The following is a 15,746-nucleotide window of genomic DNA, read 5'->3' as shown; positions in this document are numbered from 1 at the left end:
AATGCACCCGCGGGTCACGCCCGTCGAGTGCACACAAAGTTCATGGGTACCACAACTGCAACTGGCAACAAGGTAGCACGACACCGGCCCTCGTGCCGGATTTCCCACCGGCGGGTTGATCTTCCCGTCGGTGGTCCGGGTGTGGGACTCTGAGGTATCCGACTGCCCCCTCTCCTTGCTGAGGTCCTATGCGTTGCGTCATCGCCGGCTGTTCCTTCGATCTGGTCAAGAGCGAAGTGCAGGACAGGATGCGGGGCGTCAAGCCCGAAGCGGTCACGGGAGAATCCGTGATCATCAGCCGTCGCACCTACCCCGTGAAACAGGTCGGCCAGATCCTCACCCGGCAGGACCGGCGTGACTTCACCGCCGAGCAGATCACCCGGGCCATGACCCGACTCGGCTTCACCTGCCGTCCCGCGCCCGAGGCCGCTGCGGTAACTGCCACCGCTGTTCTCAGCCCGCTCCAGGCCGCAGTAGCGATGCTGGGCACACCCGCTTACAGCTGACCGGCCCCACCTCACCCCATGCGACCTCGGCAGGAGCGGCCCCAACCCTCTCGTCGCCGGCTGGCGCCACGCAGGCCGCCATCCCGCTCCGCGATACCCGGCGCACCGTAACCTGCCGAACGGTGCCCCGAAGTGGCCGAGTGCCTGCCAGAAGGGTTCCGGAAGCGACAGCGCTGCCCCCAGCTGCCGTTACGGGGCGCCAGGAACCGACAGGACGGCTCGTATGCGCTTGCCTACCGGTACCCGCTCCACCGTCACCCGCACACACAGCCGGTTCACGATCTCCAGACCGTGACCGCCGGCCCGGGACGGATCGGGCGGGAACACGACCGGCAGAGCGGTATTGGAGTCCCATACCGTCACCACCACGCTGCGAGGGCTTCCCTCCAGTTCCAGCAGGGACGGGCCGTGCGCGTAGCGTTCAGCGTTGGTCAGCAGCTCCGTGACCACGAGCCTCACGTCGAAGCGGAATCGCTCGCTCAGGGTTGTGGCGAGATCCGCGGCCAGACAGTCAAGGAATTCATCGGCCAGTAGCCGGGCGGCACCCAGACCGCCGGGCTCACTGCCGTAATTCCCGGCCCGGTACACCAGCCCCAAACCCACCAACCCCTCGAACACCGTTACAGCGGCGGGAGAATCAGCTCCGGCCGGATGAGCCCTCATCCATCCCCGCCCTCGAGGAGCGAAGAGCATCGCGCGATGCGCCAACGTCTCCCCCTCGGCTACCCCGCTGAGTGCCCCGCAGCCCACCTACCACCCCACTCGCGGTCTCCGACACCCATTCGGTGCAACCTGGCACGCCTTCGGGCCCCGTTCCGTCAGGGGGTGGCGCCCTCCGGAATCGTGAGTTCATGACCGCACGCGAAGCGCATCACGCGCTGCTTCGGCTTGAGCTCAGCGCTACCGCCCCGGGCGCAGGCGGGGCACACCGCCGAAGTTCCGTTGCAGTACGCCGAGCGCACGCCCGTCCACTCCGCATCCGTCAGTTCCCGCATCATCAGCTACTGCCCGCCTCCGGGAAATGGGTTCATCGGGAACACGGTAGCCACCGGCCCACCTCCCCCGACGGCGGCTCCGGCGGGATATTCCCCCGGGTGCCACCGCTTCTTACCGATCAGCGGGGGAGCACTCCCCGCGCCCCGATAAGTTCTTGTGCATGCCGGACAGGACACCGCCGATCCAGACCTTTACGACCGGGGCGGTGGACGACGGCGACAAGCTGAGCAATAGCGAGAGCATGGTCCTGGCCCACACCAGCCATGCCGCCACGGGGCCCTTCTCGGCTTCCGGCCCCTGTGGTCACGGGCTGCGGTCACCACGGGCGTGATCGCGTTGTTCCTCGATGAGGTCGAGCTGGGCCTTGAGCCCGACGGCAGTCGCCGCTGAGGCCGACTCGCCCGCGAGAGCCGTGACCAGAGCGTCGAGAGCAGCCCTCGCGCCCATCCCGGGAACCAGGCGATGCCACTCCCGCACAGGGCGGATCAGCTCGCTGTCATCCACGCTCGTGCCCCACCAGGTTCATGGAGGAGAGCGGCCCGGGCCCGTGGTCGCCACGAGCACGCCCGGCCGGCCGGGGCGCGATCACCGTTCGAAGTACCGGCATGTCGGCAACCGGGCCGGGCCACCGCCGGTGCTCAGACCCCGACCGTTTCCACCACGCACGTGCCACCACCGGCGGACGAGCGCCCCACGCAACAGCGGCTCACCTACGAGCACAACCCTCCCGCCACTGGCCTCACCACCTGCCGTGCACCGACAACCGCACAAACCCATGACCTCCTGCAGCACTGTCACCCCGAACAACGACCACACCCCCCAGCGGTAACCACCTTCCCCTCGCTATCACCCCACCGCGGTGCCGGCCACCACAACGACGTGCGGGACCTGCTGAACGATGGGCGGGACAGCGTCCCGGTGGTTGATCAGCGCCCTGCGCACCGATGACGTGATGCGATGCGCAGCAAGCGGCAGCTTCCCGCGGAGGGTGTCAGGTTCGGGGCCCGCTACGTGCCCGGGTTCTTGGGCTCAGGCGGCGGGATTGCCGGGCCGGTTGCGCAGCTGTTCGTTGAGGGCCAGGGCCTCTTCGAGCTGGTCCTCCAGCGCCACGATGCGGCAGGCGGTTTCGATGGCGGTGCCCTGGTCGACGAGCTCGCGGGCACGGGCCGCGATGCGCAGCTGGTAGCGGGAGTAGCGGCGGTGGCCGCCCTCGGACCGCAGCGGGGTGATCAGGCGGGCTTCGCCGATCGCACGGAGGAACGCGGCGTTGGTGCCGATCATCTCGGCGGCGCGACCCATCGTGTAGGCGGGGTAGTCCTCGTCGTCGAACCGGTCGGACGGGCTCGCGGGGCTCGCGGGGGGTTGTTCGGTCATTACGCCTCTTCGTGTCTGATGGTCATCTGGCCTCCTGGACAAACGCGTGGAGGGGCCCCGGAGCCGTACCTGGCTTCCGGGGCCCCATGGGGCGGATCAAACACCATCTACATCTACCGGCTTGTGCCTGCCGGTCCTGCCGTATCCGCACTGGCGCGTCGGGGGAACACGGGGCGCGGGGATCTTGAATGCTTGACCGGGGACCACCTTCCAATCCGGGGCCTTGCGAGTGCCCGCACACACCTGCCGTGCGGGCGATCCTGATGGTGTCGCTCCGAACCTTCCTGCTCGTACCTGAAACGATGAAAAGCTACTGACCTGCTGGTACTTCAGATACTGCGGTCCTGCGATCACAACGGAACTGCACTTCACACGCTGCGTTTCACAAGTTGTGACCTGCGCGGCAGCCCCTCATGGGCCGCCCAGCCCGGCAATCAATCCCTACGGCCCTCCCACATGAAGCGGCCGCCGGATTCCACTGCCGTGCCGTACCTACGGGAACAACCGAACTGCTGGTAGTGCGATCTGCTGATGGCCTTCACCGCACCACCCTCCGACAGCCAGCCCCGTCGCCCGTCCTGCATGTGCCCTGGCTTAGAACCCCACTGCCGAACCTCCCGGTGCGCGCGTCCGCAGCCGACGCCTTCACCGAGGTACCGCTCACTGACTTCACTGCTGGGTACTGCGAACTGCACTTGCGGGTACTGCCACTGCGTTACCGCTCACGGCGGCCCCTGATCACTGCGGGCCACCCGGTCCGGTCGTCAGTCCCGTCGCCGTCCTGCACCTGCTCTGGCTTCGCGACTCCACCACCGCACCGCCCTGCGAACTACACCTGCAACTGCGTACTACTGCCTGGCAGTTCATCTCTGCCGGGCCGTTCTTGATCTCGGCTACGAGAGAAACCATAACCACACCGCCGCCCAATGTCTACTCCAGCCATCACAGATTTTCGGGTACCCGACGGTGAGGTAGTCGCTTTCGAACAGAACAGCGACACGATTGACGGGTATCGGAGGGACGGGAGGTTTCGGCCGGCCCATGGTCAACCGCCTCGCGCACGCCACCGCCGTGACCCACCGGCCGGCGGGTGGGAAGACGGTGAGTGCCGTTCTCGCCCGGTAGTACCACGATGACCGTGCAGCCGATTCGTGTGATCGCTGGGTCCTGGGCGGTGCCGTGCGCGCGACGGTGGGCTCCTTATGCGGCCTGGGTGAGTTCGGCGCGGCCGAACAACAGGGCGTAGCCGTTGGGGAGCTGCTTCAGGATGCGGGTGATCAGGTCGGGGTCGGCCAGAGCGGTGACGGCGGCCAGGACGGAGCCGGTGTCCCAGCGGGTGGTGGCGGGGGTGGCGCCGGTGCGGTCGGCGAGGTCCTGGACGAAGGCCCATCCGGTCAGGGGTCGGTGGGCGGGGATTTGGGCGGTGAGGATGCAGGCGGCCTCGAAGGGCAGGCGGGCGGCGAGTTCGACGCGTTCGTCGCCTGTCAGCTGGCGGCCGAGTCCCGAAAGGACGACGCGGACGGCTTCCTCGGCCCGCTCCCGAGTGGGGTAGACGCCCTCGTAGCGGACTTTCTCCAGCATCTGCTCGTAGGTCATGGCGGTTGGGTGCTGGAGCGGTGCGCGCAGGTCGGAGATCACTGCGGTGGCTGCCTTTCTGTATCCGTGGTGGTGGTGCCGGCACCCGGCGGGTGGGTGGTCAGATGGGTTGGGGGCGGCCGAACAGGAGGTCGTAGCCCGCGGGGAGTTGGAGCAGGACCTCGTGGAGCAGGTCGTCGTCGGTCGCGTCGGCGACGGTACTGAGGACGGCGCTGACGTCCCAGGCCGCGGTCGTCTCGGTGGCTCCCTCGATCCAGGCCGCCGCCGCCCGCAGGAACCGCTCCGGTGGGAGGGGTTCAGCGCTCTGCAGCGGGTTGAGCAGGATCAGGGCGAAGCCTTCCGGCAGACGCGCCGCCAGGTGGGCCCGCACCTGGCCGACCAGGTGGGCGCCGAGCAGGGCGAGCACCACGCGGGTCGCGCGTTCCGCCTCCTGGCGGCTGCCGTATTCGCCGCGTTCGGTCACCTGGTCGAGGAATGCTTCCCATCGCAGGGCCATGTCGGCCGCCGCCCTTCCTTCGTCCGGTGCGGAGGACGATCGAGAGGGGCACGTGCCCGTCCTCCGCCGCGTCGGTCCCGGCCGGCGCCGGGTCAGCCGGAGATCTGCTGGCGGGAGGAGCCACCGCCGATGGCGATCTTGCGGGGCTTGGCGCGCTCGGCGATCGGGATGCGCAAGGTGAGTACCCCGGCGTCGTAGTCGGCCCTGATGCGCTCGGTGTCCAGGGTGTCGGCCAGCACGAGCTGGCGGGAGAACACGCCCAGCGGCCGTTCCGACAACTCCATCGCGACGTCGTCGGCTTTCGCCGCGGGCCGGCGCTCGGCCTTGACGGTCAGCATGTTCCGCTCGACGTCGATGTCGATCGACTCCGCGCTGACACCGGGAAGGTCGAACGCCACCACGTACTCGTCGCCCTCGCGGTAGGCGTCCATCGCCATCGCGGAAGGCCGCGTCCAGGTACCGGAGCCGGTCAGCTGCTGGGCGATCCGGTCCAGCTCGCGGAAGGGGTCAGTGCGCATCAACATTGCGAAACACCTCCAGAAGGTTCGGGCAGTAGCTGCCAATGCGCTGCACGGAATCCGTTGTAGCATGTCATCCAATGGATGACAAACATGGTGTCGTCCAAAGGCTGACAGTCCAGAAGGAGGTGCCCATGGCAGCCGCCGACCAACCGGCCTCTCCCCGCACCGACACCCAGAGCCCGGCTTCCTTTCTCGCCGCCGCGGCAACCCTGGAAGCCATCGACGGTGAACTGCACGCCGCCCAGCACGAGACCCCGGGCTCCCCCGGCGCCCGCGCCCCCGCTGCCGGCCCGGAACAGGCCCTGGCCTCCCTCCTGCTGCTGCGGCAGATCCGCGAAAATCTCTCCGGATGGGAAACCGGCCTGATCGAGACCGCCCGCCATGCGGGAGCCAGTTGGGCCGACCTCGCCCACCCCCTGGGTGTGACCAGCCGCCAGGCCGCCGAACGCCGCTACCTGCGAGGCCGCCCCGGACCCGCCGGAACCACCGGCGAACAACGCGTCCAGGCCACCCGACAAGGCCGCGCCGCCGACCGCACCCTCGCCGCCTGGGCCCGCGACAACGCCGCCGATCTTCGCCGCATCGCCGCCCAGATCACCACTCTCACCGACCTCCCCACCGCGGCCCGCGGAACCCTCGGCCAGCTCGACGCCGCCCTCGCCGAGGACGACCCCGCGGCCCTCATCCGCCCCCTCAACGCCACCCGCCCCCACCTGACCACCACCCACCCCGACCTCGCCGCCCGACTCGACACCCTCACCCGATCCGCCACCACCCCACCTCCCTCACCGAAACTCCAGCGATCTGAAACGGAGTGATCACAGGCATGGTCCCGGTCATCGGTGGTGGGCGCAGATCAGCAGACACCAACGCTGAAGGAAAGGTAGCGATTCCACCGAACCCCGCAGCACGGAACCCGACAGGCCCGGCATCGTCATGGTCATCGAGAACGACGAGGACCTGACGAGGAGTTGTTGAACATGGGGTACGCGATCCGGGCCGAGGGACTGGTCAAGAAGTACGGCGACTTCACCGCCCTGGACGGCGTCGACCTGGAGGTGCCGGCCGGCAAGGTCGTCGGTGTCCTGGGTCCCAACGGCGCCGGCAAGACCACCACCGTGCGCATCCTGGCCACGCTGATGCGCCCCGACGCCGGGCACGCCAGCATCGGCGGCTACGACATCGTCAAGGATCCGGTCAGGGTCCGGCAGCTGATCGGGCTGACCGGTCAGTTCGCCTCCGTGGACGAGACCCTGTCCGGCGCCGAGAACCTGGTGCTCATCGGGCGGCTGCTCGGCCTGGCCCGGCGCGACGCGAAGGCGCGGGCCGCCGAGCTCCTGGAGAACTTCTCCCTCACCGAGGCGGCCCGCAAGCCGATCGCCACCTTCTCCGGCGGGATGCGGCGGCGCCTGGACCTGGCCGCCTCCCTGGTCGGCCGGCCGCAGGTGCTCTTCCTGGACGAGCCCACCACCGGCCTGGACCCGCACGCCCGGCAGGAGGTCTGGAACGTCGTACGGCAGTTGGTCGCGGACGGCTCCACCGTGCTGCTGACCACCCAGTACCTCGAAGAGGCCGACCAGCTCGCCGACTCCATCACCGTCTTCGACAAGGGCCGCAAGGTCGCCGAAGGCCGGCCCGGTGAGCTCAAGCGCCGCGTCGGCGGCCAGATCCTCCAGGTCCGGCCCGCCATGGCCGCCGATGTGCCGCAGGTGGCGCAGTTGCTCGCCGAGCTGTCCGGCCACTCCCCCGCGCAGGACTCCGGCGTGCTGACCGTCCCGGCCGACGACCCGCTGCTCGTCGCCGCGGTCGCCCGCCGCCTGGACGGCGCCGGCATCACCGCCGACGAGCTCGGCCTGCGCCTGCCCAGCCTCGACGAGGTCTTCCTCGCCCTGACCGGACACGAGCCGGCCGTCGCGGACGAGCAGCCCGTCGCCGTCTGAGCCCTTCCGTTCCCTGCAGACCTTCCCGAGAGGACCCCTGTCATGAGCACCCAGACCCTCAGCGCCCCCGCCGAGCTCCCCGGCCGTATCGGCCTCGCGCAGACCGCCCAGCACAGCCTCGCCCTCGCCGGCCGCGGCGTCATCAAGTTCATGAAGTCGCCGATGCAGCTGGTCGATGTGATCCTCACCCCGATCATCAGCCTGCTGATGTTCATCTACCTGTTCGGGGACGCCATGTCCGGCGGTGACACCCACGGCTATCTGCAGCACGTCACACCAGGCGTCATGGTCATGGCCGTCTTCCAGGCCAGCATCGGGATCGGCGCCTCGCTCAGCGCGGACGCCAGTACCGGGATCTTCGACCGGTTCCGCAGCATGCCGATCGCCCGCTCCAGCCCGCTGATCGGCGCCGTCCTCGCGGACATCGTCCGCTACGTCGCCTGCCTGGCCACCCTGGTCGTCCTCGCCCTGATCATGGGGTACCGCGTCGGGACCAACCCGGTCGCCTCGCTCGCCGCGGTCGCCCTGCTCATCGGCTTCGCGCTCAGCTTCTCCTGGATCTCGGTGTTCCTCGGCATGCTGATCAAGAACCCCGCCTCCGTGCAGGGCCTGATGACCATCCTGATCCTGCCGCTCACCTTCGCCAGCAACGTCTTCGTCTCCGACAACAAGATGGCCGACTGGCTCCAGGCCTGGTCCGACGTCAACCCCGTCTCGCTGGTGGCCGACGCGGTCCGCGGTCTGCTCAACGGCGGCCCGGTCGCCGGCTCGCTGGCCGGCAGCCTCGCCTGGATGGCCGGCGTGATCGTGGTCTTCTTCCCGCTGGCCATGCGCGCCTACCGCAAGAACGCCGGATGATCCCCCAGGTCCTCCGGTGACAAGTCCGGCCGGGCGGGGTCCGCACCCCGGGGGGTGGAGCGGACCCCGCCCGGCTGTCCGCATGACCGCGGGCGCCTCGTCAGGCGCGCGGCACCGTCCGCAGGGTCTCCGCCTCCAGCCACCGCAGTGCGTCCTCGCGGGAGTGAGCGGCCCCCTCCTCGTACGCGTTCCTGAAGCCCTCCTCGCCCAGCGTCGCCACGATGCGGTCGACCAGCTCGCGCCACTCGGGCTCGCCCCAGTCGAAGGCGCCGCGCATCACCTGGCTCATGCCGAGCGATCTGGCGCCCTCCTCGGGGGCCCCCTCCAAGGTCCGCAGTCCGCCCAGCAGTTCGGCCACCCAGGCGAGCGCGGCGCCCGCGCCCTGGCCGAACAGGGCGCCGGCCGCCTCCGGCAGCAGGGTCCTGGCCCGTACGGCGTCACCCTCGGCGAGACGGTTCTCGATGCGGGTGCTGACGATCAGGTCGCGGGCGGTCTCCCTGAGGGAGGGGCGCCGGGCGCTCAGCGCCTCGAGACGGTCGAGGGTCGCGTCGGACTGCGCCAGGTCACCGGCCCTGCGGTGCACATTGGCCAGGCCCACGAGGATGTTGGCCTCCAGCCGCAGCTGTCCGCGCTCGCGGGCCTGCCGGTGCGCGGCGTGCAGATCGCGGAAGGCGCCTTCCAGGTCGCCGCTGCGCCGGCGTTCGCGGGCGAGTCTGGCCTTGCTGAGGTAGAGGTAGTCCTCGGTGCCGAGTTCCGAGCTGAGTGCCACGGTCCGTTCGAAGGTGGCGATGGCCTGCGGGTACTCGCCGCGCAGGGAGTGGTCGCGGCCGATCGGGAGCAGGCTCATCACGAGCCCCCAGCGGTCGCCCACCTCCTCGAAGCCGCGCAGGGCCTCCATCCGGGACTCGGCGCCGGTGACCAGGTCGCCCTGTTCGGTGAGGGCGAAGTCCCGTGCCAGGTGGGCGCCGGCCCGGACCCACGGGTCGGGCGAGTCGAGGGGGTCCTGGTCCGCGCTTCCGCCCGGTCCCGATCCGCGGGCGGGGAAGGAGGCCTGGGACATCCGCAGGAGCAGTACGGCCGGGTGGAACTCCCGCGCCGTCGCCGATTCCCCCTCGACGGCCGGACGTTCGCCGCCCGCTGCCCCCCGTCCGGAGTCCCCTGCCGGTACGGAATCCGGCCCGGCGGCCTCCGCCAGATGGGTGTCGAGCTGGGTGCTCATCCCCCTGATCCCCCAGTACCAGAACATCGCCCCGGCGAAGCGCGCGGCCAGGTCCCCGTCCCGGGCGTCGACGACCGAGCGCAGCGCGAGGACGAGGTTGTCGTGTTCGGCGTCGAACACCTCGATCGCGCGCAGCTGTTCGCCGGTACGGAGCCGGGGTTCGTGTTCTTCCGCGAGGGCCAGGAAGTACGCGGCATACCGCTGGATGACGGCGTCCCCGGACTCGGCGTCCGCGAGTTGCCGCGCCGCGTACGCACGGACCGTCTCCAGCATCCGGTAGCGCGGCTCGCCCAGCCGTTCGTCGACGGTGTGGACCAGCGATTTCTCGACCAGGGCGTCCAGGACGTACGGGATGTCGGCGGCCGGGAGCGACGGGTCCGCGCAGACCGCTTCGAGCGCGGGGACGGTCGCGCCGCCCGGGAACACCGACAGTCTGCGGGCGAGGATCCGCTCGGGTTCGTCGAGCAGGTCCCAGCTCCACTCGACGAGCGCGAGCAGGGTGCGCTGCCGGGGCAGGGCGGTGCGGCTGCCCGAGGCGAGGAGGCGGAAGCGGTCGTCGAGGCGGCGCGCGATCTGCTCGACGCTCATCGAGCGGAGCTTCGCCGCGGCCAGTTCGAGGGCGAGCGGCATCCCGTCGAGCCGCCGGCAGACCTCGACGACGGCGTCGAGGGTCGAGTCGTCGAGCGTGAAGTCCGGCCGGACTCCGGCGGCCCGGTCGACGAAGAGGCGGACGGCGGGCGACTGCGCGGCCTCGGCGGGCTCCGGTGATCCCATCGGGATGTCGAGGGGGCCGAGGTGGCACAGGGACTCGCCGGTGATGGCGAGGGCCTCGCGGCTGGTGGCGAGGATCCGCAGCTCCGGCAGCTTGTCGAGGAGTTCGGCGGCGAGTTCCGCGGCCGCCTCGACGAGGTGCTCGCAGTTGTCGAGCAGGAGCAGGGCGTCGCCGCTGCCGAAGAGTCCGGCCATGCGCTCGACCGGGGTGGTCCGCTGCCCCTGGCCTGCGTCGTAGAGGCGGCCGTCGGTGGAGCTGAGGGCGCCGAGTACCGCGTCGGCCAGCTGGTCCGGTGCGCTCACACCGGCGAGCGGCACGAACCAGACCCTGCCGCGGGCGTGAGCGCGGTCCCGGGTGGCCGCTTCGAGGGAGAGCCGGGTCTTGCCGGCGCCACCGGGGCCGACGATGGTGATGAGCCGATTGCGGTCCAACTGACCGGCGAGCCGCTCCAGTTCACCGTCCCGGCCGACGAAGCTGGTCAGCCGGGCCGGGAGGCGGCTCGGGGCGGTCTCGGCCCGCTCGGCCGGTGTCTCCAGCTCGCCGCGCAGCAGGACCAGATGGATCTCCCGCAGTTCGGCCGACGGATCGACGCCGAGTTCGTCGGCGAGCCGCTTGCGTATCGCCTCGTACACCGCGAGGGCGTCGGACTGCCGTCCGGCCGCGGACAGCGCCCGCATCCGCAGCCCGGCGACCCGCTCGCTCAACGGCCTTTCGGCGCCGGCCGCTTCGAGGTCGGCGAGCACCTCTCCGTACCGTCCGAGCCGCAGTTCGGCATCGCTGTGGTCCTCGGCAGCCGCGGTGCGCAGATCGTCGAGCCGGGTCGCGACGGGCCCGGCGAAGGGGGCGTCGAGGACATCGGCGAGCGCCGCGCCCTGCCACAGCCCGAGCGCCGTTCCGAGCAGCGAGGCCGCCTCGCCGGGCCGCCCGGCCGCGAGGGCCCGTCTGCCCCGGGCGGCCAGTTCCTCGAAGCGGTGGACGTCCACGTCCTCAGCGCGCACCGAGAGCCGGTAACCGCCGGATGCGGACTCCACCGTCGCGGACCCGCGCAGCGCCCTGCGGAGCCGGGACACCAGCGCCTGCAGCGCGTTGGCCGCTTCGGCGGGCGGTTCCTCGCCCCAGAGGCCGTCGACGAGCGAGTCGACGGAGACCGTCCGGCCCTCTTCGAGGGCGAGCCTGGCAAGGAGCATCCGCAGCCGGACACCACCCACCTCGACCGGCGTCCCGTCGTCGGCGTACCCCTGAACCGGACCAAGCAGCACTACGCGCACACCGCGGCCTTCCCCTCCGAACCGACCGGCTCCCGCCGTGTCGATCATTCCTCCAGCGCCGGGACAGCATCACCTACTCGAACACCCCTGGTAAAGGGCCTGCGGCAGCGGACAGCAGCTCGGTGTGCGGGCGGTGGTCGACGAGGCGACGACCACCGCCGTGGCCTTCATCCGGCCGCGGATCGCGGCCGTCGCCGGGCGGGCAGCGGTCCTTGCCGCCTACATCGAGGCGAACCTGGAGTTCATGAGCACCCACCCGGCGCACATCCGCGCGCTGGTGGACATCGCGGTGAACGCGCGGACACCGGACGGCGCACCGCTGACCGTCCAGGACGGGCCCGCGCTGGAACTGCTGGAACGCCACTTCCGGGACGGCCAGGCGGAGGGCGTGTTCCGGGACTTCGATCCGCGGGTGATGGCGGTCAGCCTGCGGGCGTCCATCGACGCGGCCGCGGGCGTGCTGGCCCGCGAGCCCGGCGCCGACCTCGCGGCGTACGGCACGGAACTGGTCGGGATCTTCGAGCGGGCCACCCAAGGGGAGATGTCATGAGCGAGGCCACAGTGGTGCGGAAGCCGGCCGGCGGACGCAAGGCGGTGATCGCGGTGCCCCTGACGATCTTCCACGTCGTTCACACCAAGCGCCGCGACCTGCGCGCCTGAGCGCCGCGCCCCTTTCCGCGGACTCCTCAGCCCTCGGAGCCGATGAATTCGCGCAGTGCCGCCGCGAGGGCCGCCGGCTGGTCCACCGGGATGAGGGTGCGGCAGTCCGGGATCTCGACGAGCCGGCCGTGCGGCAGGAGGCCGGCGAGCCGGCGGCCGTGGGCGCGGGGCATCATCCGGTCGTCCTCGGCCCACACGACCAGCGCGGGGCGGTCGAACGTCCTGAGACGTTCGGCCGCTTCGAGCATGGCGCCCTTGCGGGCGCTGAGGAGATAGCGCCGCAGATCGGCCCGGATCGCCCGGTCGGTGAGCAGCGGGCGGAGCCAGTCGTCGAGCATCTCGTGCGGCACACCGTGCACGGACATCGGACGGAAGGCGACCGGCAGCCCGCGCAGCGCCCGCAGGTTCATGAAGTGGGCGAGCGCGTACACGCCGCCCGGGATACGGCTCACGGCCGTCAGCATCTTGCCGCCGGCCCCCGGCGGGTAGTTCTCGAACGCCTCGCCGGAGGTGATGACCAACCGGCCGATCCGCTCGGGGCGTTCACCGGCGAGCACCTGGGCGTGGCCGGAGTCGTTCTCGACCAGCGTCACCCCGTCCAGCTCCAGCCGCTCCAGGAACTCCCCGACCAGCAGGGCCACGGAGCGCAGTGACAGCTCGGCCTCCGGCCGCATCGGACGGCGGTGGCCGCCGGTCGGCAGGTCCGGGATCACACAGCGGTGGTCGGTGCGCAGATCGTCGACGACCCGCTTCCAGACGGTGCCGCTCTGGCCGAGTCCGTGCAGCAGGACGACGACCGGTCCCGGACCCCCGGTGTCCTCGAAGTCGATGGTTCCGGCGGTGAGTTCGATCCCGGGCACGTGGTTCCCCTCGCGAGTCGGCTACCGATCCCCGCGACCGTATCGCGCCCCTGTCGGACGAGTTCCGGGCGTCTCGGTGCAGCCCCTACACATCACCTTTGACATGTGAAATATTACCTGCGCTCACCGGCCCTCCCCTCCGGGAGGCGCTCCCGCAGTTCCTCCGAAAGGACCTGTACGTTGCGCAGAATCACCCTGCCCGGCATCGCGGCGCTCACCAGCGCCGCGATAGCCGGCGCGCTGCTGCTCACGGGCCCGGCCGCGGCCTCGACCGCACCACCGGCCGCCGCCCCGGGCCCCGCCGGCAGCGCCTCCGAGGACGTCCGGCACGCCGACGCCCCGTCCAGCCCGATGGACCTGCAGCGCCAGGCACTGCGCCGGCAGGCGCTGGAGCACGTGGCCCGCGCGCCCGGCGGGACGCTCCCCCACACCGTCCAGATCGGCAAGCAGTACGCCGAACTGGCCCAGGAGCGCACGGACAAGATCTTCGTCATCCTCGCCGAGTTCGGCGACCAGGTGGACAGCACCACCATGAACAACGGCCAACCCCGCTACGGCGGCGAGCCCGGCCCGCTGCACAACACCACCGGCCGCCCCGCGAAGGCCGACAACCACACCGTCTGGCGCAAGGACTTCGACCGCGCCTACTACCAGCAGCAGTTCTTCGGCGACGCCCCCGGCACCGTCTCGCTGCGCAACTTCTACCGCACCCAGTCCTCCGGCCGGTACGACATCGAGGGCACCGTCACCGACTGGGTCAAGCTGCCCTGGAACGAGGCCCGTTACGGCAGTGACAACTGCCCCGAGGGCCAGCAGTGCCACAGCAACTGGGACATGATCCGGGACGCCACCACCGCCTGGTACGACGGCGAGCGCGCCAAGGGCCGCACCCCGGCGTCCATCAAGGCCCAGATAGCCCAGTACGACCACTACGACCGCTACGACTTCGACCACGACGGCAACTTCGACGAGCCCGACGGCTACATCGACCACCTCGTCGTCGTGCACGCCGGCAAGGACCAGACCTGGGGCGGCGGCACCCAGGGCACCGGAGCCGTCTGGGCGCACCGCTGGTTCGCGTACTACGACCAGGCGGGGCAGGCGGGCCCGCAGGGCAACCGGATCGGCGGCACCCCGGTCGGCGACACCGGCATCTGGGCGGGTGACTACCTCACCGGCGGCGAGAACAGCGGCGTCGGCCTCTTCGCCCACGAGTACGGCCACGACCTCGGGCTGCCGGACCTGTACGGCGCCACCGGCGACAACAGTGTCAACTACTGGTCGCTGATGTCCTCGGCCTCCTACCTCGGCAAGGGCCCGAACACGACCGGCGACTACCCGGGCGACCTCGACGCCTGGAGCAAGCTCCAACTCGGCTGGCTCGCCTACGAGGAGACCGCTTCGGCCGCCCCCGCCTCCACCCACCGGCTCGGTGTCTCCAGCTACAACACCGCCGATCCGCAGGGGCTGCTCGTCCATCTGCCGCCGTCGACCACCACCACAGAACTCACCGACCCGTACGAGGGCGGCAAACAGTGGTGGAGCGGTACCGGTGACTTCCTCGACAGCTCACTGACCCGCACCGTCGACCTGCGCGGCGTCACCGCCCCGGCCGTTCTCGACACCCGGCTCTGGTACGACATCGAGAAGGACTACGACTTCTTCACCGTCGAGGCCTCCACCGACGGCGGAAGCCACTGGACCGCCCTGCCCGGCACCGTGGACGGCACCACGATCCCCCGCACCCCCACCGGCATCCCCGTGGTCACCGGCACCTCCGGCGCCTGGACCGCACTGAGCGTCCCGCTCGACGCGTACGCCGGACAGCAGGTACAGCTCCGCTTCCACGTCACCTCGGACAGCAACACCCACGGCAAGGGCGTCCTCACCGACGCGGTGAGCGTCAGCGCGGGCGGCACCCAGCTGTTCGCGGACGGCGCGGAGGCCGGCCCCGCCGGCTGGACCGCGCAGGGCTTCACGATCGTCACCGGCCGCACCGGCGCCACCGACCACCCCCGCGCCTACATCGTGGAGAACCGCCGCTACACCGGCTACGGCGCCTTCCTCAAGACCGGGCCCTACAACTTCGGCTGGTCGAACGACCCGAAGAACCCGGCGAAGAAGGACACCGTCGAGTTCTACCCGTACCAGCAGGGCGCCCTCATCTGGCTCTGGGACACCGCCTACAGCGACAACACCACCGCAAACCACCCCGGCGGCGGGCTGCTCCTCCCCATCGACGCCCGCCCGGCGGCCCTGCGCTACACCGACGGCACCGTACTGAACGCCCGCGCCCAGACCTTCGACGCGACGTTCTCCCTCGGCCGCACCGACCGCCTCACCTTCCACAAGGACGGCGTCCCGGTCACCGTCCCGTCCCGCGCCGGCGTCCCCGTCTTCAACGACCACACCGGCGTCTACTGGAACGCCGACCTCCCCCAGGTAGGCGTCAAGGTCCCCGACACGGGCACCCGCATCGCCGTGACGAACGAATCCCACGACGGCCGCGTCACCACCGTCCGAGTGAGCCACGTTTCCTGACCCCAACAGACGTGCCCGGCTTCCCCACGGGAGCCGGGCACGGAGGGCGATGGATACGGAGGGGGACGGGCCCGCAGGGGTAGGGGTCCGAAATGCTGCCGAGCTGTTTGTGAGCCGCCGGGCCCGTAAACAGTCGATT

Annotated in this window: 14 protein-coding genes; 6 read left to right on the top strand and 8 right to left on the bottom strand. The window is 70.6% G+C overall.

Annotation, left to right across the window (positions count from 1 at the left end; translation table 11 throughout):
- Window positions 1-188 precede the first annotated feature (188 nt).
- Entirely contained in the window at window positions 189-506 is a 318-nt protein-coding gene (locus tag O3W51_RS04875) for an SCO5918 family protein (protein ID WP_138356559.1), read from the top strand.
- A 189-nt stretch (window positions 507-695) separates the two neighbouring features.
- Here O3W51_RS04875 and O3W51_RS04870 read toward each other — a convergent pair whose 3' ends face one another.
- The 6 genes from O3W51_RS04870 to O3W51_RS04840 form a co-directional block, all read right to left on the bottom strand.
- A complete protein-coding gene (locus O3W51_RS04870; protein WP_269283994.1) occupies window positions 696-1,124 on the bottom strand; it encodes an ATP-binding protein in 429 nt (142 codons plus the stop codon).
- A gap of 681 nt (window positions 1,125-1,805) precedes the next feature.
- A complete protein-coding gene (locus O3W51_RS04865; protein WP_269283992.1) occupies window positions 1,806-2,006 on the bottom strand; it encodes a hypothetical protein in 201 nt (66 codons plus the stop codon).
- A gap of 525 nt (window positions 2,007-2,531) precedes the next feature.
- Entirely contained in the window at window positions 2,532-2,876 is a 345-nt protein-coding gene (locus tag O3W51_RS04860; protein ID WP_138356556.1) for a MerR family transcriptional regulator, read from the bottom strand.
- A gap of 1,200 nt (window positions 2,877-4,076) precedes the next feature.
- A complete protein-coding gene (locus O3W51_RS04850; RefSeq protein WP_381586037.1) occupies window positions 4,077-4,514 on the bottom strand; it encodes a DUF2267 domain-containing protein in 438 nt (145 codons plus the stop codon).
- A gap of 58 nt (window positions 4,515-4,572) precedes the next feature.
- The gene (locus tag O3W51_RS04845; RefSeq protein WP_198359081.1) at window positions 4,573-4,968 is read right to left on the bottom strand and encodes a DUF2267 domain-containing protein; all 396 of its coding nucleotides are present in this window, start codon (window positions 4,966-4,968) and stop codon (window positions 4,573-4,575) included.
- Between the two features lie 92 nt (window positions 4,969-5,060).
- The gene (locus O3W51_RS04840; RefSeq protein ID WP_138356553.1) at window positions 5,061-5,492 is read right to left on the bottom strand and encodes an Hsp20/alpha crystallin family protein; all 432 of its coding nucleotides are present in this window, start codon (window positions 5,490-5,492) and stop codon (window positions 5,061-5,063) included.
- 128 nt (window positions 5,493-5,620) lie between these two features.
- Here O3W51_RS04840 and O3W51_RS04835 point away from each other — a divergent pair, with 128 nt between their 5' ends.
- The 3 genes from O3W51_RS04835 to O3W51_RS04825 all read left to right on the top strand — a co-directional run bounded on the left by O3W51_RS04835 (window position 5,621) and on the right by O3W51_RS04825 (window position 8,287).
- Window positions 5,621-6,307 carry a type III effector protein gene (locus tag O3W51_RS04835; RefSeq protein WP_269283988.1) on the top strand — a complete coding sequence of 229 codons (687 nt, stop codon included), beginning with the start codon at window positions 5,621-5,623 and terminating at the stop codon, window positions 6,305-6,307.
- Window positions 6,308-6,469: 162 nt separating this feature from the next.
- Window positions 6,470-7,429, top strand: a complete 960-nt coding sequence (locus O3W51_RS04830) for an ATP-binding cassette domain-containing protein (RefSeq protein WP_138356551.1) — start codon at window positions 6,470-6,472, stop codon at window positions 7,427-7,429.
- A gap of 42 nt (window positions 7,430-7,471) precedes the next feature.
- On the top strand, window positions 7,472-8,287 hold the full coding sequence (locus O3W51_RS04825; protein WP_138356550.1) for an ABC transporter permease: 816 nt from the start codon (window positions 7,472-7,474) through the stop codon (window positions 8,285-8,287).
- A gap of 100 nt (window positions 8,288-8,387) precedes the next feature.
- On the opposite strand, the gene O3W51_RS04820 is transcribed toward O3W51_RS04825, so the two are convergent.
- On the bottom strand, window positions 8,388-11,546 hold the full coding sequence (locus O3W51_RS04820) for a BTAD domain-containing putative transcriptional regulator (protein ID WP_244809476.1): 3,159 nt from the start codon (window positions 11,544-11,546) through the stop codon (window positions 8,388-8,390).
- A 124-nt stretch (window positions 11,547-11,670) separates the two neighbouring features.
- Here O3W51_RS04820 and O3W51_RS04815 point away from each other — a divergent pair, with 124 nt between their 5' ends.
- Window positions 11,671-12,096, top strand: a complete 426-nt coding sequence (locus tag O3W51_RS04815; protein WP_138356549.1) for a TetR/AcrR family transcriptional regulator — start codon at window positions 11,671-11,673, stop codon at window positions 12,094-12,096.
- A gap of 136 nt (window positions 12,097-12,232) precedes the next feature.
- On the opposite strand, the gene O3W51_RS04810 is transcribed toward O3W51_RS04815, so the two are convergent.
- The gene (locus O3W51_RS04810; RefSeq protein WP_138356548.1) at window positions 12,233-13,066 is read right to left on the bottom strand and encodes an alpha/beta fold hydrolase; all 834 of its coding nucleotides are present in this window, start codon (window positions 13,064-13,066) and stop codon (window positions 12,233-12,235) included.
- A 180-nt stretch (window positions 13,067-13,246) separates the two neighbouring features.
- Between O3W51_RS04810 and O3W51_RS04805 the strand changes: the two genes are divergently transcribed.
- Window positions 13,247-15,607, top strand: coding sequence for an immune inhibitor A domain-containing protein (locus O3W51_RS04805; protein ID WP_269283979.1), 2,361 nt, complete (start codon window positions 13,247-13,249; stop codon window positions 15,605-15,607).
- Window positions 15,608-15,746: the final 139 nt, after the last annotated feature.

The sequence above is a fragment of the Streptomyces sp. H39-C1 genome (assembly GCF_027158125.1).
In the GTDB taxonomy this organism is placed as follows: domain Bacteria; phylum Actinomycetota; class Actinomycetes; order Streptomycetales; family Streptomycetaceae; genus Actinacidiphila; species Actinacidiphila fildesensis.
This window is presented reverse-complemented; position numbering and strand designations above follow the sequence as displayed.